Source organism: Flavobacterium sp. AK-345, assembly GCF_058310175.1.
Genome location: NZ_JBZEER010000008.1, coordinates 19,554 through 42,278 on the forward strand (window position 1 = coordinate 19,554; position 22,725 = coordinate 42,278).

Sequence of the window (22,725 nt, forward strand, 5' to 3'; positions counted from 1 at the left end):
TGAAAATTACTTTTTAATTTCTTGGTAAAAATACTTCAGCCATCATGCATCTTGCACTTCCGCCTCCACAAGCTTCAATTGTATCTAAACTTGAACTTAAAATTTCTGCATGATTTTCTAATTGTGCAATTTGTTTTGGAGTTAAACTCTGATGTGCCGATGCGCTCATAACAATATATTTTTTGTCATTTGCCCCTCGAACTTCCAGCATATTACCGGCAAAATTATTTACCTGAGCCTCCGTAATCAAAATAACTTCTTTCTTGTCAGCTTTTAGATTATCCAACACCATTTTACGTTCTTTCTTATCATCTATACAATCTGCACAAATAACAGCAAAAGTTTCACCCAAACACATCATTACATTGGTGTGATAAATCAATTTTCGTTCTCCATCAACTGTTTGAAATGCTTCGAAAATAACCGGAGCATAATCAAAATCTTCACAAAATTCGATAAACAATTCTTCATCAGCTCGAGGAGACAAAGCACAATATGCTTTTCCGTTTGCTCGATCTAAAAGTAGACTTCCTGTTCCTTCCAGAAAAAAACCATCATCTTCTGCAGATGTATAATCCATTATATTAGAAATCTCAAAACCTTTTTCTTCGAGAGTATCTAAAATATCTTCACGACGTTCATGGCGACGATTTTCAGCAAACATTGGATATAAAGCTACATCTCCATTTTCATGAAATGAAACCCAATTGTTTGGAAAAATACTATCCGGAGTATCTGTATCCAAAGTATCTTCAATAACTGTCACATCAACTCCAACTGCTCTTAACTTCTCAACGAAAGTGTCAAATTCCTGCTGGGCTTTTGCATTTACAGTACTTGGCAAAAGTCCGTCTAATACTTTTTGATAATAATTATTTACAGCCGTTTGCTCATTCATTCTAAAAGCAACTGGCCGAATCATTACGATTGCATTTGTAGTTTGTTTCATAATCTATATTTTTTGCTTCAGGTTTTAAAGTTTCAAGTTGCTGGAACCGGAAACATAAAACTTAAAACTATTTTTTTAATCTCTAATTAATGGTAACGTTGAACATCTCAACAATCCTTCTTGTTTTGCAATTTCTGCATACGGAATTTCTTCAACTGTAAAACCATTTGCACGAAGCCAATTGTTCAAACGAGTAAAATTCTTCTCTGAAACTACAACATTTTCATCAATTGAAAATACGTTTGAAAACATATTATACATTTCGTTTCTCTCAATGTGAAATAAATTTTCTTTCCCAAAAAGATTTACTAAATATAAATAATCAGCTTCCTCACGAAAACCTCTTTTATAAATGATCCCTTTATTTTTTCCAACTGGCTGAAAGCAACAATCAAGATGCAAAGCATTATCCCGAGCTTCTAACTTCGATTTAACCAAATCAAATTCTTTGACAATTTTATTCGGGAATAATTCCTTGATAAAATTAACACCATGCATATTTGTTCTTGCTGTGATGTAATCCTTATAATCACTGCCTTTATATGTTCCAATAAAAATATGATTATTCCAAAGCATAACATCTCCGCCTTCAATATGTACTTCCTCCGGTGGGCGAACCACTTTAGTTGCATCCATTTGATCAATTACATATTGAATTGCATCTAATTCACGTTCACGATCTGGCAAAATATTCGATTTCACAAAAGTGTCGTCAATAACAAAACCTATATCTCTGGCAAAAATTTGATTATAATTCTCAATCATTTCCGGACGATAAACTTTTACATCATACTTCTGAAAAACAGCATTAAAAGCATCCATTTCAGCAACCATGTCCTTTTCAATTGGATATGTTCCCGCTTTAATATGTTCCAATGATTTAGGATCGTAGGCTTCTTCCAAAGATGGAGTTGGCCCATTATGAACGGCTGAACCCAAAACTACAGCACGCAATCTTGACGTTTCGTTCTTTACATTTAATTGCAACATAATAGTATTATATTTTGAGCAAATATAAAAAAAGCTTCACAGTTAAGTGAAGCTTTAAAGTTTTTTATTTGTTAGACTTAAAGTCTCTCAAAGGATGTCCAGTGTAAATTTGTCTTGGCCTTCCAATTGGCTCTTTGTTTTCACGCATTTCTTTCCATTGTGCGATCCAGCCTGGTAATCTACCAATAGCAAACATTACTGTAAACATATCTGTTGGAATTCCTAACGCTCTGTAAATAATTCCAGAGTAGAAGTCAACATTAGGATATAAATTTCTTGACTTGAAATAATCATCTTCAAGAGCAGCTGATTCTAATTTTTTAGCAATTTCTAAAATAGGATCTTCAACTCCTAAAGTCTCTAATACTTCTTTAGCCGCTTTTTTAATAATTTTAGCTCTTGGATCAAAGTTTTTGTAAACTCTATGACCAAATCCCATTAAACGGAATGGATCATTTTTATCTTTTGCTTTCGCTAAAAACTTATCTGTATCACCACCATCTTTATTAATCTCTTCAAGCATTTCAAGTACGGCCTGATTTGCACCTCCGTGAAGAGGTCCCCAAAGAGCAGAAACTCCTGCAGAAATTGAGGCAAACAAACCAGCATGAGATGAACCTACCATTCTTACTGTAGAAGTAGAACAGTTTTGTTCATGATCTGCATGAAGAATAAATAATTTATCTAATGCATCAACAATAACCGGATTAGCAGAATAAGGTCCTGTAGGCAATTTAAACATTAATTGCATAAAGTTATCTACATAACCTGTTGTGTTGTCATAATAATTTAAAGGATAACCCATAGATTTTCTGTAGGTCCATGTAGCAATTACAAGAAATTTACCCATTGTTTTACAAATGGCTTCGTACATTTCTTTTTCATTGTCAACATTTACAGCTTTTGGATTAAATGCCGTTAAAGCACTTGTCAAAGCAGATAGTACACCCATTGGATGTGCTGTTTTTGGAAAACCATCAATGATATTTTTCATCTCTTCGTTTACCAAAGTATGTTTTTTAATACCATTTTCAAACTGCTCTAATTCCTGAGCTGTTGGTAATTCACCAAAAATTAAAAGATATGATACTTCCAAAAAGCTAGCTTTCTCAGCTAAATCTTCGATTGAATATCCTCTGTAACGCAAAATTCCTAATTCTCCGTCTAAGAATGTGATCTCACTTTTACAAGATCCAGAATTTTTATATCCCGGGTCTATAGTAATAATACCAGTTAAATCACGTAATTTGTTAATATCGATAGCTGATTCATTTTCGCTTCCTGTGATTACCGGAAGTTCAATTTTTTGACCATCTACTTCTAATGTAGCTATTTTTGACATAATATATCGGAAATAAATCTTTAAAATAATAATTTATCAAATCTAAGGAATTTAAGACTAATTAAAAAAAGAATACTGCTATGAATTTGTTAAAACTCCAAAAAAAAACCACCCATTAAAAAATGGATGGTTTAAATCTATATATAACCTTACAATTATTTAATCTTGAAAGCGTTTAATCCAGGGAAATAAGCTGTTGCTCCTAACTCTTCTTCAATTCTTAATAATTGATTGTATTTTGCCATACGATCAGAACGAGAAGCAGAACCTGTTTTAATTTGACCACAGTTTAAAGCTACTGCTAAATCAGCAATTGTATTATCTTCTGTTTCACCAGAACGGTGAGACATTACAGAAGTATAACCAGCATTTTTAGCCATATTTACTGCAGCAATAGTTTCAGTTAAAGTACCAATTTGGTTAACCTTTACTAAAATTGAATTTGCAATTCCTTTTTCAATACCTGTTGACAAACGCTCAACATTAGTAACGAATAAATCATCTCCTACCAATTGAACTTTATGTCCAATTTTTTCAGTTAAATATTTCCATCCATTCCAGTCATCTTCGTACATACCATCTTCGATAGAAATAATTGGATATTTAGCAGCAAGTTCAGCTAAATAATCAGCTTGCTCTTCAGAAGTTCTGATTTTTCCAGTTTCACCTTCAAATTTAGTATAATCGTATTTACCGTTTACATAAAATTCAGAAGCGGCACAGTCAAGTGCAATCATAATTTCGTCTCCAAAAGTATATCCAGCTTTTTCAACTGCTAATTTGATTGTATCTAAAGCATCTTCAGTACCACCAGCTAAGTTTGGTGCAAAACCACCTTCGTCACCTACAGCAGTACTTAAACCTCTGTCGTGTAATACTTTTTTCAAGCTATGGAAGATTTCAGTTCCCATTTGCATTGCATGTGTAAATGAAGTTGCCTTTACAGGGAAAATCATAAACTCCTGAAAAGCAATCGGAGCATCAGAGTGAGAACCACCATTGATGATATTCATCATTGGAACAGGTAATGTATTAGCAGAAACTCCACCTACATATCTGTATAATGGCAAACCTAATTCATTTGCAGCAGCTTTTGCAGCGGCTAAAGAAACTCCTAAAATAGCATTAGCTCCTAATTTAGATTTATTTGGAGTTCCGTCTAAATCAATCATTAATTGATCAATAGTGTTTTGTTCAAAAACAGAAGTTCCAACTAATTCCTCAGCAATAACAGTATTAACATTATTCACTGCATTTAAAACTCCTTTTCCTAAGAACGCTTTTCCTCCGTCACGTAATTCAACAGCTTCGTGTTCTCCAGTTGAAGCTCCAGATGGAACTGCTGCTCTTCCTAAAACTCCATTCTCAGTTACTACATCAACCTCAATAGTAGGATTACCTCTGGAATCAAAAATTTGTCTTGCGTGAACTTTAATTATAATACTCATTATTTCTGTTTTTTTATTAATAAATTATATATTTTTTTCCGAAATTATAAAATTTTTTAATAGTAAAAACGCATTCTTACTATTAAACACCTTTATTTATTAACTACATCGTTTTAGCGGTAGCCAGTTTTATATTCTCAACGAACTGATCAAATAAATAAGATGAATCGTGTGGTCCTGGACTTGCTTCAGGATGATATTGTACTGAAAAACAATTCTTATTTTTCATTCTCATTCCGGCAACTGTATCATCATTTAAATGTACATGCGTAATTTCTAATTCTGGATGACCGTCTAAAGCTTCTCTTTTTACAGCGAAACCGTGATTCTGAGAAGTTATTTCTCCTTTTCCTGTAATAATATTTTTTACCGGATGATTAATTCCGCGGTGACCTCCAAACATCTTATAGGTCTTAACACCATTTGCCAAAGCTATAATCTGGTGACCTAAGCAAATTCCAAACAAAGGTTTATCATCCGCTATAATTTCTTTTGCCACTTGTATAGCGCCAAATAATGGGTCTGGATCTCCAGGACCATTTGATAAGAAATAACCATCAGGATTAAATTCAGTTAAATCCTTATAAGTTGAATCATAAGGAAACACTTTGATATAACAATCTCTTTTCGCAAGGTTTCTCAAGATATTTTTTTTAATTCCAAGATCTAAAGCTGAAATTTTATAAGTAGCATTTTCATCTCCAAAAAAATAAGGCTCAGTAGTTGAAACTTTTGACGCCAACTCTAAACCTTCCATGTTTGGCACATTTGCCAATTCTTTTTTCAATTCTTCTACCGAAGTTCCATCTGTACAAATAACAGCATTCATTGCGCCGTTATCACGAATATAACTCACAAGAGCTCTCGTATCAACATCAGAAATACAAATCAGGTTTTGTTTAGTGAAATAATCTTCCAAACTTCCAGATGCATCTTCTCTTGAATAATTAAAGCTAAAGTTTTTACAAACTAAACCAGCAATCTTAACGCTATCAGATTCAATTTCCTGATCATTAACACCATAGTTTCCAATGTGTGCATTTGTAGCCACCAATATCTGACCAAAATAAGAAGGATCAGTAAAAATCTCCTGATATCCTGTCATTCCCGTATTAAAACAAACTTCACCAAAAGTTTTACCGCTAATTCCGATAGATTTTCCGTGAAAAATAGTTCCGTCGCTTAGTAATAAAATGGCGCTTTGTCGTGTCGTGTATTTCATTCTTTAATTTGTGTTGTTTTTTTAATTGTACATGAAACTTGCCAAGCTCATTTCATTTGTAATTATAAGTTTTGCAAATTTACTTCTTTAAAAGAGTGTCTCCAAGATTTTTTAAAAAATTCATTCATAAAAATAAAACCTTCAAATTGAAATAAGTTAAATTTCTCATTTTAAAAAAAATCAAAAAAAAAAAGGATAAACTAAAAATTAGCTTATCCTTGATTTCTATAGAATCATTACTTTCATAATTATTCAGAAGCTTCAGTAGTCGATTCTGACTCAGCAGCAGGAGCTTCAGAAGTAGTTTCCTCAGCTTTTTTTGCTTTACCACCACGACGGCTTTTAGCTTTTTTAACTTCTTTTTTACCTCCATTGTAAAGTTCATTGAAATCTACAAGTTCGATCATTGCCATATCAGCATTATCTCCCAAACGATTTCCAACTTTAATGATACGAGTGTATCCACCTGGACGGTCACCAACTTTAGCAGCTACGTCTCTGAACAAGTCAGTTACAGCATATTTACTACGTAAGTAAGCAAAAACAATACGACGATTGTGAGTCGTATCTTCTTTTGATTTTGTGATTAAAGGCTCAACGAATTGTTTAAGCGCTTTAGCCTTAGCAACAGTAGTGTTAATACGTTTGTGCTCAATAAGAGAACAAGCCATATTAGCCAACATAGCTTTTCTATGTCCAGTCTGTCTGCTTAAGTGATTGAATTTTTTTCCGTGTCTCATTGCTATTTTAAATTTAATCCGCCGTGGCGGATTGAATTATTCTTTATCTAGTTTGTATTTTGCTAAATCCATTCCGAAAGTTAAATTTTTAACAGCTACAAGTTCATCTAGCTCAGTTAAAGATTTTTTACCAAAATTACGGAATTTCATTAGGTCATTTTTATTGAACGATACTAAATCACCAAGTGTATCAACTTCAGCCGCTTTCAAGCAATTTAATGCTCTCACAGATAAATCCATATCAACAAGCTTAGTTTTAAGCAATTGTCTCATATGCAATGACTCTTCATCATACGATTCTGTTTGTGCAATTTCGTCAGCCTCGAGTGTAATTCTTTCGTCAGAAAATAACATGAAGTGGTGAATTAAAACTTTAGCAGCTTCAGTAAGAGCATCTTTTGGATTAATAGAGCCATCAGTTTTAATTTCAAAAACTAATTTTTCATAATCTGTTTTTTGTTCTACACGGAAGTTTTCAATTGCATATTTTACATTTTTTACCGGAGTAAAAATAGAATCTGTAAAAATGGTTCCAATTGCAGCGTTCTGTTTTTTGTTCTCCTCAGCAGGTACATATCCTCTACCTTTTTCGATTGTTAAATCGAAGTTCAATTTGATTTTAGAATCTAAATTACAGATAACAAGGTCTGGATTCAAAACTTGAAAACCTGAGATAAATTTTTGAAAATCACCTGCTGTTAATTGATCTTTACCTGAAACAGAAATAGTAACTGCTTCATTATCGATATCTTCAATTTGACGTTTGAAACGTACTTGTTTTAGATTAAGGATAATTTCGGTAACATCTTCAACAACACCTGAAATAGTAGAAAACTCATGATCTACACCTTCGATACGAACAGATGTAATTGCATAACCTTCTAATGCTGAAAGCAAAACTCTTCTAAGTGCATTACCAACTGTCAATCCATAACCAGGTTCTAAAGGTCTAAATTCGAATTTACCTTCAAAATCGGTTGAATCGATCATGATAACTTTATCGGGCTTTTGAAAATTAAATATTGCCATAAATTTCGACTAAGTCAATTATTATTTGTTGTACAACTCTACGATTAATTGTTCTTTAATGTTTTCTGGGATTTGAAGTCTTGCAGGTACAGAAACAAAAGTTCCTTCTTTAAGATCATTGTTCCAAGTAATCCATTCATAAACATGACTTGAATTTGATAAAGAACGTTCGATAGCTTCTAAAGACTTAGATTTTTCACGAACTGCAACTTTATCACCTGGTTTAAGGTGATAAGAAGCGATATTTACAACCTCACCATTTACAGTAACGTGTCTGTGAGAAACTAATTGTCTAGCACCTCTTCTAGAAGGAGCAATACCCATTCTAAAAACAACGTTATCTAATCTTGCCTCACATAATTGTAAAAGAACTTCACCAGTAACACCTTTAGTTGCTGATGCTTTTTTAAATAAATTTCTGAATTGTTTTTCTAAAATTCCATAAGAATATTTAGCTTTTTGCTTTTCCATTAACTGAACAGCATACTCAGATTTTTTACCTCTTTTTTTAGCCATCCCGTGTTGTCCAGGTGGGTAATTTCTTTTTTCGAAAGATTTATCATCTCCGAAGATTGCTTCGCCAAATTTACGAGCAATTCTAGTTTTTGGACCAGTATATCTTGCCATTTCTAAAAAATTAAATTTAAGGTAGAGATTATGAATTCAGGTCAAATCCTTCGATAATCTATATTCTACCTTGTTTATACTATGAATAAATAAAATTAAACTCTACGTCTTTTTGGAGGACGACATCCGTTGTGAGGCATTGGAGTAACATCGATAATCTCTGTAACTTCAATTCCACCGTTATGAATAGAACGAATAGCAGACTCACGTCCGTTTCCTGGTCCTTTTACATAAACTTTTACTTTTTTAAGTCCTGCCTCAAGAGCTACTTTACTACAATCTTCTGCTGCCATTTGAGCTGCGTACGGAGTGTTCTTTTTAGAACCTCTGAAACCCATCTTACCAGCTGAAGACCAAGAAATAACTTCACCTTTCTTATTAGTCAAAGAAATGATAATGTTGTTGAAAGTGGCAGAAATATGAGCTTCACCCGTTGATTCAACGATAACTTTACGTTTTTTTGCAGTTGCTTTAGCCATATTACTTATTATTTAGTTGCTTTTTTCTTGTTAGCAACAGTTTTTCTTTTACCTTTTCTTGTTCTAGAGTTGTTTTTAGTTCTTTGTCCTCTTAAAGGAAGACCAGATCTATGACGGATACCTCTGTAACAACCAATATCCATTAAACGTTTGATGTTTAAAGAAACTTCAGAACGTAATTCTCCTTCAATTTTGTAAAATGAAACAGCATCACGAATCGCTCCGATCTCATCATCATTCCAATCTTGAACTTTTTTGTCTTGGCTAACTTGAGCTTTTTCTAAAATCTCAATAGCTCTACTTCTTCCTAATCCAAAGATATAGGTAAGTGCTATAACACCTCTTTTATTTTTTGGGATATCTACCCCTGCTATTCTTGCCATAATTATCCTTGTCTTTGTTTAAATCTAGGATTCTTTTTGTTTATTACGTACAATCTCCCTTTTCTACGCACAATGATGCACTCGGGACTTCTCTTTTTTACTGATGCTCTAACTTTCATAGTGAATATCCTTTAATATCGATAAGTAATTCTTGCTTTTGACAAATCATAAGGACTCATTTCTAGTTTCACTTTATCACCAGGTAATAACTTGATGTAATGCATACGCATTTTACCAGAAATATGAGCAATTACAATATGTCCATTTTCTAACTCTACACGGAACATCGCATTTGATAATGCTTCAATGATTGATCCGTCTTGTTCTATTGCTGATTGTTTTGCCATAAATATATTAAGCTACCGCTTTTCTATTTTTACCAGTCTTCATTAAACCATCATAATGTTTGTTTAACAAGTATGAATTGATTTGTTGAATAGTATCTATTGCAACTCCAACCATAATTATTAATGAGGTACCTCCAAAAAACATTGCCCAAGATTGTTGTACATCCATAATACTTACAACAATAGCTGGGAACACAGCAATCAAAGCAAGGAATAAAGATCCTGGGAAAGTTATTAAAGACATCACTTTATCAAGGAAGTCTGAGGTTTCAGCTCCAGGACGAACTCCAGGAATAAAACCACCGCTTCTTTTTAAATCATCGGCCATTTTGTTAGTAGGAACCGTGATCGCAGTATAGAAAAATGTAAATACAATAATTAAAGTTGCAAAAACAAAATTATACCAAAATCCAAAGATATTACTAAATGCTCCAACAATAGATTGTGATGTGTCTGATTTAGACAATCCGGCTACAGCTGCAGGTATAAACATAATTGCCTGAGCAAAAATGATTGGCATAACTCCAGAAGCATTAAGCTTAAGAGGAATCCATTGTCTATTACCACCTGCTAAATCTTGCTCATAATCTCCAGTTGTTGTACGACGAGCATACTGAACCGGAATTCTACGTACTGCCATTGTAAGCAATACACAAGCAATAATTACTAATAACCACACAATAATTTCAATAACTAACAACATAGGACCTCCATTGTTATTGGTAACTCTGGTTGTAAATTCTTGAATAAAAGCTTGCGGTAAGCGAGCTAAAATACCAACCATAATCAATAATGAAATTCCATTTCCAATACCTTTATCTGTAATTTTCTCACCAAGCCACATAGCAAAAATTGTACCAGTGACTAAGATGATAACAGACGAGAACAAAAATTCAGGCGAATTAAAGCCTAGTAAGAATGCACTACCAGGCAATGTTCTGTACAAATTATAGATATAAGTTGGACCTTGAACCAGTGTAATAGCTATAGTCAACCAACGAGTGATTTGATTAATCTTTTTTCTACCACTCTCTCCATCGTTTTGAAGTTTTTGTAAATAAGGAATAGCAATTCCCATCAACTGAACAACAATAGATGCAGAAATATAAGGCATAATACCTAAAGCAAAAACTGAAGCTTTAGAGAAAGCACCTCCTGTAAACATGTCTAGGATAGATCCTAAACCATTTTTAGTTTGTCCCGCTAAACCTGTTAATTGAGTTGCGTCAATTCCAGGAAGCGTAACGTGTGCACCAAAACGATATACTAAAAGCAATCCTAATGTAATTAGGATTCTGTTTTTCAGTTCTTCGATTTTCCAAACATTACTTATTGATTCAATAAATTTCTTCATCTTAATAGATAAGTTATATAGTTACAGCTTCTCCTCCAGCAGCTTCAATAGCAGCTTTAGCAGTAGCAGTAAATTTGTGGGCAGTTACTTTTAATTTTGCTTTCAATTCTCCTCTACCTAAAATCTTAACGATTTCATTTTTGGTAGCAAGACGATTTGCTACGAAATCTGTCATTGAAACAGAATCAGTAATCACACCATTGTCTACTAATAATTGAAGCGTATCTAAATTAACACCTTCGTATTCTTTACGATTGATGTTTGTGAAACCAAACTTAGGTACACGTCTTTGAAGTGGCATTTGCCCTCCCTCAAAACCAATCTTTTTAGAATAACCAGAACGAGATTTTGCTCCTTTGTGACCTCTTGCAGAAGTACCACCTTTTCCAGAACCTTCTCCTCTACCTAATCTTTTATTTTGATTGTGTGTTGACCCTTCAGCTGGTTGTAAGTTACTTAAATTCATAACAGTATTTGTTATTTAGCTTCTTCGACAGAAACTAAGTGTTTAACTTTGTTTATCATCCCAAGGATAGCAGGGTTTGAATCATGCTCTACAACTTGTCCCATTTTACGTAGACCTAAAGCTTCCAAACCTCTTTTTTGAGAAAGAGGACAGTTGATTTTGCTTCTTACTTGTTTTACTAATAATTTAGCCATAATTTCCTTGAATTAACCTTTAAAAACTTTTTCTAAAGAAACACCTCTTTGTTTTGCAACAGTATGAGCGCTTCTCATTTGTAATAAAGCATCAAAAGTTGCTTTCACTACGTTATGAGGATTTGATGATCCTTGAGATTTAGATAATACATCGTGAATACCTACTGATTCAAGAACTGAACGAACAGCTCCACCAGCAATAACTCCTGTACCATGAGAAGCAGGAATTAAGAATACACGTGCACCACCAAATTTACCTTTTTGTTCGTGAGGAACAGATTGTCCGTTCAAAGGAATTTTTACTAAATTTTTCTTAGCATCTTCCACTGCTTTCGCAATTGCTTCAGAAACATCTTTAGATTTTCCTAATCCATGACCAACTACTCCGTTTTCATCACCTACAACTACAATAGCAGAAAAACCGAAAGCTCTACCACCCTTTGTAACTTTAGTAACACGATTAACACTTACCAGACGATCTTTAAGTTCAAGACCACTTGGTTTTACCAATTCTACATTTTTGTATTTAGACATAATATATTAGAATTTAAGTCCAGCCGCTCTTGCGCCTTCTGCTAATGATTTAATACGACCGTGATATAAATAACCACCTCTATCAAAAGTGATTGTATCAATCCCAGCTTTTAACGCTTTCTCTGCAACTAATTTTCCAACAGCAGCAGCGATTTCAACGTTAGTACCTTTTCCTATTTCTTTTTCTCTTGAAGATGCAGCTAATAAAGTAACTCCATTTACGTCATCAATAAGTTGAGCGTAAATTTCTTTGTTACTTCTAAATACAGATAGTCTTGGGTTAGTAGCAGTACCACTAATCGATTTTCTAATTCTGAATCTAATTCTCTGTCTTCTATCAGATTTTGTTAATGACATAATCTTATTTTTTAAGCTGATTTACCTGCTTTTCTTCTTAATACTTCACCCACAAATTTAACACCTTTTCCTTTGTATGGCTCAGGCTTGCGGAAACCTCTGATTTTCGCAGCAACCTGTCCTAAAAGTTGTTTGTCAAATGATGTTAATTTTACGATAGGGTTTTTACCTTTTTCAGATATTGTTTCTAAAGCTACTTCCGGAGCTATTTCCAAAACAATATTGTGAGAATATCCAAGAGCTAAATCTAACTTTTGACCTTGGTTTGAAGCTCTATATCCAACTCCAACTAATTCAAGTTCTTTTGTAAAACCTTCAGATACACCAATTATCATATTATTGATTAATGATCTGTATAATCCGTGTTTTGCTCTTTGGTCTTTATGATCAGACGATCTTTCTAATAGAACTTGATCGCCTTCAACTTTTACAGTAATGTCCGAAAACTCCTGAGTTAGTTGACCTTTTTTTCCTTTTACCGTAACGATACCGTCTTTAACTTCAACAGTTACACCAGCAGCGATTACAATTGGGCTTTTACCTATTCTTGACATCTTATTTAGTCTTTAAAATTAGTATACGTAACAAATTACTTCACCACCTACATTTAATTGTTTCGCTTGCTTTCCAGTCATAAGACCTTTTGAAGTTGAAACAATTGCAATTCCTAATCCGTTAAGGATTCTTGGTAATTTGGCAGCACCTGCGTATTTACGTAAACCAGGTTTACTAATTCTTTGGATATCTTTAATTACAGGCTCTTTAGTATCTTTATCATACTTCAAAGCGATTTTGATTGAACCCTGAACAGTGTTGTCCTCAAATTTGTAACTCAAGATATAACCTTGATCAAATAAGATCTTAGTTATTTCTTTTTTTAGATTAGAAGCTGGAATTTCAACAACTTTGTGGTTTGCAGCCACAGCGTTACGAACTCTAGTCAAATAATCTGCAATAGGATCTGTATACATATGTATTTGATTGCGATTATGGTTTTCGGGAGATACCCATCTCCCGAACCTTTAATCAATTAAAATTATTTTTAGGTTTGCAAAAGTACTAACTTATTGCGAGATTACCAAGACGCTTTTTTAACTCCAGGAATTAACCCATTATTAGCCATCTCACGGAAAGTTACACGTGAAATACCGAATTGACGGATATAACCTCTTGGTCTACCTGTTAACTTACAACGATTGTGCAAACGAACTGGTGAAGCATTTTTAGGTAATTTTTGTAAACCTTCAAAATCTCCAGCTTCTTTCAAAGCTTTTCTTTTCTCAGCATACTTTGCTACCGTTTTTTCTCTCTTAACCTCACGGGCTTTCATTGATTCTTTAGCCATGTCTTAATTCTTTTTAAAAGGTAATCCTAATTCAGCCAATAATGACTTTGCTTCCTTGTCTGTTTTTGCAGTAGTAACAAATGTAATATCCATTCCTGAAATTTTGTTTACTTTGTCAATATCAATTTCTGGGAAAATGATTTGCTCTAAAACTCCAAGATTGTAATTACCTCTTCCGTCGAAACCAGTAGCTTTGATACCACTAAAATCTCTTACGCGTGGTAAAGCAGAAGTAACAAGTCTATCTAAAAACTCATACATTCTTTCACCACGTAAAGTAACTTTTGCTCCAATAGGCATCCCTTTTCTCAATTTAAAAGACGCAACGTCTTTCTTTGAAATTGTAGATACTGCTTTTTGTCCAGTGATCTTTGTTAACTCATCAACTGCATAGTCAATAAGTTTTTTATCAGATACAGCTGCACCAACTCCACGGCTCAAAACGATTTTTTCAAGTTTTGGAACTTGCATCACGTTTGTATATCCGAATTCCTCTTTAAGAGCAGAGATTACTCTACTCTTATATTCTTCTTTTAGTCTAGGTGTATATGCCATTACTATAGTACTTGATTAGATTTTTTTGAAAATCTTACTTTCTTATCTCCTTCTACTCTAATACCAACTCTAGTTGTTTCCTTAGTTTTAGGATCAATTAGTGAAATGTTAGATATTTGTATAGAAGCTTCTTTCTTAACGATACCACCTTGAGGGTTTTTAGCACTTGGTTTTGTATGTTTCGAAACCATGTTTACACCTTCAACTATCGCTTTATTTTTCTCACGGTAAACACGTAAAACTTTACCTTCAGCACCTTTATGGTCTCCAGCAATAACTCTTACGATATCTCCTGATTTTATTTTTAGCTTTATCATCTTAAAACGAATTAAAGCACTTCTGGTGCTAATGATACAATTTTCATGAATTGTTTTTCACGAAGTTCTCTTGCTACCGGACCAAAAACACGTGTTCCTCTCATTTCCCCTGCAGCGTTCAAAAGAACACATGCATTATCATCGAAACGGATATAAGAACCATCAGCTCTTCTCACTTCTTTTTTGGTACGTACAACAACTGCAGTTGAAACAGCTCCTTTTTTAACGTTACCGTTAGGAGTTGCATCTTTAATAGATACTACAATCTTGTCACCAACAGAGGCATACCTTCTTTTGGTACCTCCTAAAACACGGATAGTTAAAACTTCTTTTGCTCCCGTGTTATCTGCTACTTTTAGTCTTGATTCCTGTTGTACCATAATTATTTAGCTCTTTCTAAGATTTCAACTAATCTCCAACATTTTGTTTTACTTAAAGGACGCGTTTCGCTAATTCTTACAGTATCTCCAATGTTACAGTCGTTTGTTTCGTCGTGTGCAACGTATTTCTTTGTTTTCAACACGAACTTACCGTATAATGGGTGTTTTACTTTTCTTACTTCAGCAATAACAATAGACTTATCCATTTTATTTGAAGTAACAACACCTATTCTTTCTTTTCTTAAATTTCTTTTTTCTTCCATCTTTCAGCAGAATACAATTATTGTAACTCTCTTTTAGTTAACTCTGTAGCCAATCTTGCAACTGTTCTTCTTACACTTCTAATCTGAAGTGGGTTCTCAATTGGAGAAATAGCGTGAGCCATTTTTAGGTCAGCATATATTTTCTTAGTTTGACTAAGTTTTTCTTGCAACTCCGCTGCAGAAAGATCTTTTATTTCTGATTGTTTCATAATATAAATTTAATTATGCTTCGAAATCTCTAGCAACGACGAATTTAGTTTTTACAGGAAGCTTTTGAGCTGCAAGACGTAAAGCCTCTTTTGCAACTGATAAAGGAACTCCTCCAACTTCAAACATAATTCTTCCGGGTTTAACAACGGCAGCCCAATATTCAACGGCACCTTTACCTTTACCCATACGTACCTCAAGAGGCTTCTTAGTAATTGGTTTGTCTGGAAATATTTTGATCCATAATTGTCCTTCTCTCTTCATGAAACGAGTTGCAGCAATACGTGCAGCTTCGATTTGACGAGACGTTAAGAACATTCCATCTTCATGTACAGATTTAATACCAAACATTCCATTAGAAAGTTCATGCCCTCTTTGAGAGTTACCTTTCATTTTACCTTTCTGTACCTTACGGTATTTTGTTCTTTTAGGCTGTAACATTTTTCTTTAGTTTAAAAATTTACTTTCTTTTACGAGCGTCTGGTTTACCACCTTTATTAAAGGGCTTTCTGTCTCCTCTAGGAGAATCACCACCTTTACCACCACCAGTTCCAGATTGTTTTTTATCCATTCCTGCAAGTGGAGAAAGATCTCTCTTTCCATAAACTTCACCTTTCATGATCCATACTTTGATACCCATTCTACCATAAGTAGTATGAGCTTCAGCCAAAGCATAGTCAATATCAGCTCTGAAAGTTGATAGAGGAATTCTACCTTCTTTGAAACCTTCTGAACGTGCCATCTCAGCACCATTCAAACGACCAGAAATCAAAACTTTGATACCTTCAGCGTTCATACGCATAGAAGCAGCAATAGCCATTTTGATTGCACGTCTGTAAGAAATACGGCTTTCGATTTGACGAGCGATGCTTGTCGCCACAAGATAAGCATCTAATTCAGGTCTTTTAATTTCAAAGATGTTGATTTGAACCTCTTTGTCAGTAACTTTCTTAAGTTCTTCTTTTAACTTGTCTACCTCTTGTCCGCCTTTTCCGATAATGATACCAGGTCTTGCAGTAGTGATAGTAACGGTTACAAGTTTCAAAGTTCTCTCGATGATTACTTTTGATACACTAGCTTTTGATAAACGAGCGTGGATATACTTTCTGATTTTGTGATCTTCGGCAAGTTTATCACCGTAATCATTTCCACCATACCAGTTTGAGTCCCACCCTCTGATGATACCAAGTCTATTTCCAATTGGATTTGTCTTTTGTCCCATGCTGCTTAAGAATTGCTTTGTGTGTTATTGATAGCTCCAAGCACGATTGTAACGTGGTTAGAACGTTTTCTTATTCTGTGTGCACGACCTTGTGGAGCTGGACGAAGTCTTTTTAACATCATTCCACCATCTACTCTGATCTCTTTAACAAATAATCCAGCTTCTTCTAAATTACCTTCACTATTTTTTTGCTCCCAGTTGTTGATTGCAGATAATAATAGTTTTTCTAATTTTCTTGAAGCTTCTTTAGAACTGAATCTTAAGATGTTAAGTGCTCTTTCTACCTTCTGACCTCTTACCAAGTCCGCTACTAAGCGCATTTTTCTAGGTGAAGTAGGGCAGTTATTCAATTTTGCGAAAGCAATAGACTTATTAGCCTCTTTTCTCGCATCTGCTGTTTCTCTTTTACGAACTCCCATTGCTTCTTATTTTTTACCTTTATTTTTTGCTCCAGCATGACCTCTAAAAGATCTAGTTGGTGAAAACTCTCCTAATTTGTGACCTACCATGTTTTCTGTTACGTAAACTGGTACAAATTGACGACCGTTATGAACTGCGATAGTTTGTCCAACGAAATCTGGAGTAATCATAGAAGCTCTAGACCAAGTCTTTACTACACTATTTTTACCACTTTCTACGTTTTCCTGAACTTTCTTGTCTAACTTATAATGAACGAAAGGTCCTTTTTTTAATGAACGTGCCATATCTTATTATTTCTTTCTACGTTCTACGATATACTTGTTACTCGGGTTTTTCTTAGAACGAGTTCTATAACCTTTTGCTGGTATTCCATTTCTTGAACGTGGATGTCCACCAGAAGAACGTCCTTCTCCACCACCCATTGGGTGATCAACAGGGTTCATTGCAACAGGTCTTGTTCTAGGTCTTCTTCCTAACCATCTTGTTCTACCTGCTTTACCAGATACAACTAATTGGTGGTCTGAATTAGAAACAGCTCCAATTGTAGCCGAACAAGTTAACAAGATTAATCTTGTTTCACCAGATGGCATTTTAATTGTAGCATATTTTCCATCTCTTGCCATTAATTGAGCAAATGTACCAGCTGAACGAGCGATTACCGCACCTTGACCTGGACGTAACTCAATACAAGAGATAACAGTTCCTAAAGGAATTCTGCTTAAAGGCAATGTATTACCAATTTCAGGTTGAGATTCCGGACCAGAAACTAATTTCTGACCAACTTTCAATCCGTTTTGAGCAATAACGTATGTTTTCTCTCCATCAGCATAAGCTAATAAAGCGATAAATGCAGTACGATTTGGATCATATTCGATTGATTTCACTGTAGCCGGAATTCCGTCTTTAGTTCTTTTGAAATCAATAATACGATATCTCTGCTTGTGACCACCACCCGTATAACGCATGGTCATCTTTCCTTGACTATTTCTACCTCCAGAGTTTTTTATCGGCGCTATCAAAGAGCGTTCCGGCTTATCAGTTGTAATGGCGTCATAACCATTCACAACTCTAAATCGCTGACCTGGGGTAATAGGTTTTAATTTTCTTACTGACATTTTTCTATCTTAGATATTGTTGTAAAAATCAATTGTTTCTCCTTCTTGTACTTGAACAATCGCTTTTTTAATTGCATTTGTCTTTCCACTGATTAAACCACTTTTAGTGTATTTTGTAGTTCTATCCGGTCTTACGTTCATCGTGTTAACTGAAACGATAGTTACTCCATAAGCAGCTTCAATAGCTTTCTTAATTTGAACTTTGTTTGCTTTTTTGTCAACAACGAATCCGAAGCGGTTTAAAACTTCACTTTCTTTGGTTACTTTCTCCGTTACTATAGGTCTAATTATGATGCTCATATTCCTATTATTTACTTAAATTTTCTTCGATTAACTCCAAAGAACCTTCTAAAAGCACTAAATTATTAGTGTTTAAAATGGCGTAAGTGCTTAATTCTGAGCTAGTTACGACATTAGAAGCCTTTAAATTGCGTGACGACAAATATACATTTTTATTTGACTCTCCCAACACAAATAGAGATTTTTTGTTATCTAACCCTAAAGCTTTCAAAACGTTAATGAAATTTTTAGTGTTTGGAGTTTCAAAATTAAAGTCCTCAAGAACGATAATATTTGACTCTTTTGCTTTGATTGAGAAAGCTGATTTTCTTGCCAATCTTTTCAAGCTTTTATTCAATTTAAATGAATAACTTCTTGGTCTTGGTCCGAAAATTGTTCCACCACCTTTAAACAATGGATTTTTGATACTTCCCGCACGAGCCGTACCAGTTCCTTTTTGTTTTTTAATCTTACGTGTACTTCCAGTCACTTCAGCTCTTTCTTTAGCTTTGTGAGTTCCTTGTCTTTGATTAGCAAGATATTGCTTAACATCAAGGTATACAGCGTGATTGTTTGGTTCAATTGCGAATACTGAATCAGAAAGTTGAACTTTTCTTCCAGTATCTTTTCCGTTGAAATCTAATACTTTTACTTCCATTACTTCTGAATGATTACATAAGAGTTTTTATGTCCAGGAACACATCCTTTAATAACAAGCAGGTTCTTTTCAGCAACCACTTTTAAAACTCTAAGGTTTTGAACTTTTACATTGTCTCCTCCCATTCTTCCAGCCATACGCATTCCTTTGAATACTCTAGATGGATAAGAAGAAGCTCCCACAGAACCTGGCGCTCTTAAACGGTTGTGTTGACCGTGAGTTGCTTGTCCAACACCACCAAATCCGTGACGTTTAACAACTCCTTGAAAACCTTTACCTTTAGATACACCTTGTACATCTACAAATTCTCCTTCAGCAAAAATAGAAACATCAATAAGATCTCCTAATTTTTGTTCAGTTGCAAAATCTTGAAATTCAACGACTTTTTTCTTAGCAACAGTTCCAGCTTTTTTAAAGTGACCTAAAGCCGCTTTAGTGGAATGTTTCTCGTTTTTGTCATCGAAACCAAGTTGCAACGCTTCGTACCCGTCAACACCTTTGGTTCTGACTTGGGTAACAACACACGGGCCAGCCTCGATTACTGTACAAGGAATGTTTTTCCCGTTTTCGTCGAAAATACTAGTCATGCCGATTTTTTTACCAATTAACCCAGACATAAATATTAATTATTAATTACTAAAATTCCCTTCAATTTGAAAATAACAGAAATTTCCAAACAGGGAGTGCAAAAGTATACATTAAAATTGAATATACCAAACGGTTATAAAAATTAAATAGCTCATAATCAAAATCAAAGCATCAATCTGACCATCACCTATATTTTATTTCATTAAAAAAATAAAATCTATCTTTTTAACCCACAACAACATTCAGCTTAACAATTACCTAATCAGCTAAAGAAAAAACATCGGTAACACCCTAAACTCAAGGCATTTCAACAAAAACAGAAATAATTCACCAAAATAAATATCTCGGAAAAATTAGCCATGAAAACTTTTGTCCACAAAAAAAGCGAGACATTTCTGTCTCGCTTTTTATATGTAAAATATAATAAAAAATTATACTTTTATTTCTACTTCAACTCCACTTGGCAATTCAAGTTTCATTAATGCATCAATAGTTTTAGATGAAGATGAATAAATATCAATCAATCTCTTGTATGACATTACTTCAAATTGCTCTCTCGCTTTTTTGTTAACGTGCGGAGAACGTAACACAGTGAAAAGTTTTTTGTGAGTTGGCAACGGAATTGGACCTGTTACAACTGCTCCAGTAGTTTTTACTGTTTTTACGATCTTTTCAGCAGACTTATCCACCAACATGTGATCGTAAGATTTTAGTTTTATTCTGATTTTTTGACTCATTTTCTTAAGAATTAAGCGTTACCTTTTGCTTTTTTAATTACAGCTTCTGAAATATTAGAAGGTGTTTCTGCATAGTGAGAAAACTCCATTGTTGAAGTTGCTCTACCAGAAGATAATGTTCTTAATGTTGTTACATATCCAAACATTTCTGATAAAGGCACATCAGCTTTAATAGTCTTAGCACCGTTTCTGTCACCCATGTCATTAACCTGACCTCTACGACGGTTGATATCACCTACGATATCCCCCATGTTTTCTTCAGGAGTAATAACCTCCATTTTCATGATTGGTTCCAAAATAATCGCACCAGCAGCTTTAGCCACTTCTCTATAACCCATTCTAGCAGCTAATTCAAAAGAAAGAGCATCAGAATCGACAGGGTGGAAAGATCCATCCGTCAAAGTTACTTTTAAACTATCCACTTGATAACCTGCCAATGGACCAGTTTTCATAGCTTCACGGAAACCTTTTTCTACAGAAGGGATATATTCTTTAGGAACGTTACCACCTTTTACTGCATTAATAAACTGTAATCCTACAGGAACTTTACCATCAACTTCGTCAGCTGGCTCAAGTGTAAATACGATATCACCGAATTTACCACGACCTCCTGATTGTTTCTTATAAGTTTCTCTGTGTGTAGCAGTTCTTGTAAACGCTTCTTTATATTCAACTTGAGGCTCACCTTGGTTTACTTCAACTTTAAATTCACGTTTCATACGATCCACTAAGATATCTAAGTGAAGCTCACCCATACCTGAGATAATAGTTTGCCCTGAAGCCTCATCTGTTCTAACAGTAAATGTTGGATCTTCTTCAGCTAATTTAGCCAAAGCCATACCCATTTTATCAACGTCAGCTTTAGTTTTAGGTTCAATTGCAATACCAATTACCGGTGCAGGGAATTTCATAGACTCAAGAATGATTGGGTGTTTTTCATCACACAATGTATCTCCAGTTTTAATATCTTTAAATCCAACAGCAGCTCCAATATCTCCAGCCTCAATATATTCGATTGGATTTTGTTTGTTAGCGTGCATTTGGTAAATACGAGAAATTCTTTCTTTATTTCCTGAACGTGTGTTCAAAACATAAGAACCCGCATCTAAACGACCAGAGTAAGCACGGAAGAAAGCTAAACGACCTACGAATGGGTCAGTAGCGATTTTAAATGCCAAAGCAGCAAACGGCTCTTTTACATCTGGCTTACGCAAGATTTTAGTTTGATCTTCTTCTAACAATTCAGCATCATCAGGATGAATACCTTCAATACCTTCTTTATCCATTGGAGAAGGCAAGTATTTACACACTGCATCCAGCATGAATTGAACTCCTTTGTTTTTGAAAGAAGAACCAGCAATCATAGGAATGATAGCCATGTCCATAGTTGCAGCTCTAAGAGCGTTGTTGATTTCTTCCTCTGTGATAGAATCTGGATTCTCCATATACTTATCAAGCAAGTTTTCATCATAATCAGCAACTGCTTCAATAAGAATATCTCTATACTCTTTAACTTCAGCAACCATATCAGCAGGAATTTCAACAATATCAAAAGTCGCCCCTTGAGTTGCATCATGCCAAATGATAGCTTGGTTTTTTACTAAATCTACAACACCTTTGAAATCATTTTCTTCACCAATTGGCAAAGTGATCGCAACAGCATTTGACTTTAACATATCACGAACTTGTTGACAAACTGCCAAAAAGTTAGATCCTTGACGGTCCATTTTATTAACGAATCCCATACGCGGAACTCTATATTGATCTGCAAGTCTCCAGTTAGTTTCTGATTGCGGCTCAACACCATCAACAGCACTAAACAAGAAAACCAATCCATCAAGAACACGCAAAGAACGATTTACCTCTACAGTAAAATCAACGTGTCCAGGAGTATCAATAATATTAAAGTGATAAGGCAATGAGTTTGGCAAAATTTTACCTTGCTCAGTTGGAAAATTCCACTCACAAGTTGTAGCAGCAGAAGTAATTGTAATACCTCTTTCTTGCTCTTGTGCCATCCAGTCCATTGTTGCAGCACCATCATGTACTTCACCAATTTTATGTGACTTTCCAGTATAAAAAAGGATACGCTCAGTTGTTGTTGTTTTACCAGCATCAATGTGAGCAGCAATTCCGATATTTCTTGTATATTTTAAATCTCTAGCCATTTCTTACGAA

The 22,725-nt window shown here is 34.5% G+C and carries 35 protein-coding genes; all 35 read right to left on the reverse strand.

All coding sequences use genetic code 11. The features are described 5' to 3' along the window. Window positions 1-13: 13 nt before the first annotated feature. Window positions 14-949: a citrulline utilization hydrolase CtlX gene (ctlX, locus tag AC4FQ3_RS14960; RefSeq protein WP_491182365.1), complete on the reverse strand. Its 936-nt coding sequence runs from the start codon at window positions 947-949 to the stop codon at window positions 14-16. Between the two features lie 75 nt (window positions 950-1,024). Further along, window positions 1,025-1,939: a dimethylarginine dimethylaminohydrolase family protein gene (locus AC4FQ3_RS14965; protein WP_042565884.1), complete on the reverse strand. Its 915-nt coding sequence runs from the start codon at window positions 1,937-1,939 to the stop codon at window positions 1,025-1,027. A 64-nt stretch (window positions 1,940-2,003) separates the two neighbouring features. After that, window positions 2,004-3,281 carry a citrate synthase gene (locus tag AC4FQ3_RS14970; RefSeq protein ID WP_042565883.1) on the reverse strand — a complete coding sequence of 426 codons (1,278 nt, stop codon included), beginning with the start codon at window positions 3,279-3,281 and terminating at the stop codon, window positions 2,004-2,006. 155 nt (window positions 3,282-3,436) lie between these two features. Continuing rightward, entirely contained in the window at window positions 3,437-4,729 is a 1,293-nt protein-coding gene (gene eno, locus AC4FQ3_RS14975; protein WP_042565882.1) for a phosphopyruvate hydratase, read from the reverse strand. A 103-nt stretch (window positions 4,730-4,832) separates the two neighbouring features. Beyond that, window positions 4,833-5,951 (reverse strand): glutamine-hydrolyzing carbamoyl-phosphate synthase small subunit, encoded by a 1,119-nt coding sequence (gene carA, locus AC4FQ3_RS14980; protein ID WP_042565881.1) that lies wholly within the window; start codon window positions 5,949-5,951, stop codon window positions 4,833-4,835. Between the two features lie 248 nt (window positions 5,952-6,199). After that, a complete protein-coding gene (gene rplQ / locus AC4FQ3_RS14985; RefSeq protein ID WP_042565880.1) occupies window positions 6,200-6,691 on the reverse strand; it encodes a 50S ribosomal protein L17 in 492 nt (163 codons plus the stop codon). Between the two features lie 36 nt (window positions 6,692-6,727). Beyond that, on the reverse strand, window positions 6,728-7,720 hold the full coding sequence (locus tag AC4FQ3_RS14990) for a DNA-directed RNA polymerase subunit alpha (protein ID WP_026109818.1): 993 nt from the start codon (window positions 7,718-7,720) through the stop codon (window positions 6,728-6,730). Between the two features lie 21 nt (window positions 7,721-7,741). Further along, window positions 7,742-8,347: a 30S ribosomal protein S4 gene (rpsD, locus tag AC4FQ3_RS14995; protein WP_026982953.1), complete on the reverse strand. Its 606-nt coding sequence runs from the start codon at window positions 8,345-8,347 to the stop codon at window positions 7,742-7,744. Window positions 8,348-8,442: 95 nt separating this feature from the next. Next, window positions 8,443-8,826, reverse strand: a complete 384-nt coding sequence (gene rpsK, locus AC4FQ3_RS15000; RefSeq protein ID WP_007803677.1) for a 30S ribosomal protein S11 — start codon at window positions 8,824-8,826, stop codon at window positions 8,443-8,445. Window positions 8,827-8,834: 8 nt separating this feature from the next. Further along, window positions 8,835-9,209, reverse strand: coding sequence for a 30S ribosomal protein S13 (gene rpsM / locus AC4FQ3_RS15005; RefSeq protein WP_007803675.1), 375 nt, complete (start codon window positions 9,207-9,209; stop codon window positions 8,835-8,837). 2 nt (window positions 9,210-9,211) lie between these two features. Further along, complete coding sequence (gene ykgO, locus AC4FQ3_RS15010) at window positions 9,212-9,328, reverse strand: type B 50S ribosomal protein L36 (RefSeq protein WP_072945378.1); 117 nt, start codon at window positions 9,326-9,328, stop codon at window positions 9,212-9,214. Between the two features lie 12 nt (window positions 9,329-9,340). Then, entirely contained in the window at window positions 9,341-9,556 is a 216-nt protein-coding gene (infA, locus tag AC4FQ3_RS15015) for a translation initiation factor IF-1 (RefSeq protein WP_007136545.1), read from the reverse strand. Window positions 9,557-9,563: 7 nt separating this feature from the next. Continuing rightward, window positions 9,564-10,910, reverse strand: coding sequence for a preprotein translocase subunit SecY (gene secY, locus AC4FQ3_RS15020; RefSeq protein ID WP_042565879.1), 1,347 nt, complete (start codon window positions 10,908-10,910; stop codon window positions 9,564-9,566). Between the two features lie 13 nt (window positions 10,911-10,923). Continuing rightward, entirely contained in the window at window positions 10,924-11,376 is a 453-nt protein-coding gene (gene rplO / locus AC4FQ3_RS15025) for a 50S ribosomal protein L15 (protein WP_017495009.1), read from the reverse strand. Between the two features lie 11 nt (window positions 11,377-11,387). After that, window positions 11,388-11,570 carry a 50S ribosomal protein L30 gene (gene rpmD, locus AC4FQ3_RS15030; protein WP_017495010.1) on the reverse strand — a complete coding sequence of 61 codons (183 nt, stop codon included), beginning with the start codon at window positions 11,568-11,570 and terminating at the stop codon, window positions 11,388-11,390. 12 nt (window positions 11,571-11,582) lie between these two features. Then, window positions 11,583-12,107: a 30S ribosomal protein S5 gene (gene rpsE / locus AC4FQ3_RS15035; protein ID WP_085950926.1), complete on the reverse strand. Its 525-nt coding sequence runs from the start codon at window positions 12,105-12,107 to the stop codon at window positions 11,583-11,585. Window positions 12,108-12,110: 3 nt separating this feature from the next. Beyond that, window positions 12,111-12,461 carry a 50S ribosomal protein L18 gene (gene rplR / locus AC4FQ3_RS15040; RefSeq protein WP_042565878.1) on the reverse strand — a complete coding sequence of 117 codons (351 nt, stop codon included), beginning with the start codon at window positions 12,459-12,461 and terminating at the stop codon, window positions 12,111-12,113. 11 nt (window positions 12,462-12,472) lie between these two features. Then, window positions 12,473-13,015 carry a 50S ribosomal protein L6 gene (gene rplF / locus AC4FQ3_RS15045; protein ID WP_042565877.1) on the reverse strand — a complete coding sequence of 181 codons (543 nt, stop codon included), beginning with the start codon at window positions 13,013-13,015 and terminating at the stop codon, window positions 12,473-12,475. A gap of 18 nt (window positions 13,016-13,033) precedes the next feature. Then, on the reverse strand, window positions 13,034-13,432 hold the full coding sequence (gene rpsH / locus AC4FQ3_RS15050; protein ID WP_007803657.1) for a 30S ribosomal protein S8: 399 nt from the start codon (window positions 13,430-13,432) through the stop codon (window positions 13,034-13,036). A gap of 104 nt (window positions 13,433-13,536) precedes the next feature. After that, window positions 13,537-13,806: a 30S ribosomal protein S14 gene (rpsN, locus tag AC4FQ3_RS15055; RefSeq protein ID WP_007803655.1), complete on the reverse strand. Its 270-nt coding sequence runs from the start codon at window positions 13,804-13,806 to the stop codon at window positions 13,537-13,539. A 3-nt stretch (window positions 13,807-13,809) separates the two neighbouring features. After that, window positions 13,810-14,361: a 50S ribosomal protein L5 gene (gene rplE, locus AC4FQ3_RS15060; RefSeq protein ID WP_007803652.1), complete on the reverse strand. Its 552-nt coding sequence runs from the start codon at window positions 14,359-14,361 to the stop codon at window positions 13,810-13,812. Between the two features lie 2 nt (window positions 14,362-14,363). Continuing rightward, window positions 14,364-14,678 carry a 50S ribosomal protein L24 gene (gene rplX / locus AC4FQ3_RS15065; protein ID WP_007803650.1) on the reverse strand — a complete coding sequence of 105 codons (315 nt, stop codon included), beginning with the start codon at window positions 14,676-14,678 and terminating at the stop codon, window positions 14,364-14,366. An 11-nt stretch (window positions 14,679-14,689) separates the two neighbouring features. After that, entirely contained in the window at window positions 14,690-15,058 is a 369-nt protein-coding gene (gene rplN / locus AC4FQ3_RS15070) for a 50S ribosomal protein L14 (RefSeq protein ID WP_007803649.1), read from the reverse strand. A gap of 2 nt (window positions 15,059-15,060) precedes the next feature. Next, window positions 15,061-15,321, reverse strand: a complete 261-nt coding sequence (gene rpsQ / locus AC4FQ3_RS15075; protein WP_007803646.1) for a 30S ribosomal protein S17 — start codon at window positions 15,319-15,321, stop codon at window positions 15,061-15,063. 17 nt (window positions 15,322-15,338) lie between these two features. After that, window positions 15,339-15,530 (reverse strand): 50S ribosomal protein L29, encoded by a 192-nt coding sequence (gene rpmC / locus AC4FQ3_RS15080; protein ID WP_007803639.1) that lies wholly within the window; start codon window positions 15,528-15,530, stop codon window positions 15,339-15,341. A 13-nt stretch (window positions 15,531-15,543) separates the two neighbouring features. After that, window positions 15,544-15,969 (reverse strand): 50S ribosomal protein L16, encoded by a 426-nt coding sequence (gene rplP / locus AC4FQ3_RS15085; protein WP_007803637.1) that lies wholly within the window; start codon window positions 15,967-15,969, stop codon window positions 15,544-15,546. 19 nt (window positions 15,970-15,988) lie between these two features. Further along, window positions 15,989-16,750, reverse strand: coding sequence for a 30S ribosomal protein S3 (gene rpsC / locus AC4FQ3_RS15090; RefSeq protein WP_007803635.1), 762 nt, complete (start codon window positions 16,748-16,750; stop codon window positions 15,989-15,991). 5 nt (window positions 16,751-16,755) lie between these two features. Further along, complete coding sequence (gene rplV / locus AC4FQ3_RS15095) at window positions 16,756-17,169, reverse strand: 50S ribosomal protein L22 (RefSeq protein ID WP_007803631.1); 414 nt, start codon at window positions 17,167-17,169, stop codon at window positions 16,756-16,758. Between the two features lie 6 nt (window positions 17,170-17,175). Beyond that, window positions 17,176-17,454, reverse strand: coding sequence for a 30S ribosomal protein S19 (rpsS, locus tag AC4FQ3_RS15100; RefSeq protein WP_012022488.1), 279 nt, complete (start codon window positions 17,452-17,454; stop codon window positions 17,176-17,178). Between the two features lie 6 nt (window positions 17,455-17,460). Beyond that, on the reverse strand, window positions 17,461-18,285 hold the full coding sequence (gene rplB / locus AC4FQ3_RS15105; protein ID WP_007803623.1) for a 50S ribosomal protein L2: 825 nt from the start codon (window positions 18,283-18,285) through the stop codon (window positions 17,461-17,463). A gap of 9 nt (window positions 18,286-18,294) precedes the next feature. Then, entirely contained in the window at window positions 18,295-18,585 is a 291-nt protein-coding gene (rplW, locus tag AC4FQ3_RS15110) for a 50S ribosomal protein L23 (RefSeq protein ID WP_007803621.1), read from the reverse strand. A gap of 7 nt (window positions 18,586-18,592) precedes the next feature. Beyond that, window positions 18,593-19,222, reverse strand: a complete 630-nt coding sequence (rplD, locus tag AC4FQ3_RS15115; RefSeq protein ID WP_041516263.1) for a 50S ribosomal protein L4 — start codon at window positions 19,220-19,222, stop codon at window positions 18,593-18,595. Continuing rightward, window positions 19,222-19,839: a 50S ribosomal protein L3 gene (rplC, locus tag AC4FQ3_RS15120; RefSeq protein WP_007803612.1), complete on the reverse strand. Its 618-nt coding sequence runs from the start codon at window positions 19,837-19,839 to the stop codon at window positions 19,222-19,224. Before rplC ends, rplD begins: the two co-directional genes overlap by 1 nt. 402 nt (window positions 19,840-20,241) lie before the next feature. Next, entirely contained in the window at window positions 20,242-20,547 is a 306-nt protein-coding gene (gene rpsJ, locus AC4FQ3_RS15125) for a 30S ribosomal protein S10 (protein WP_007803605.1), read from the reverse strand. A gap of 11 nt (window positions 20,548-20,558) precedes the next feature. Then, a complete protein-coding gene (gene fusA, locus AC4FQ3_RS15130) occupies window positions 20,559-22,715 on the reverse strand; it encodes an elongation factor G (protein ID WP_042565875.1) in 2,157 nt (718 codons plus the stop codon). Window positions 22,716-22,725 lie beyond the last annotated feature (10 nt).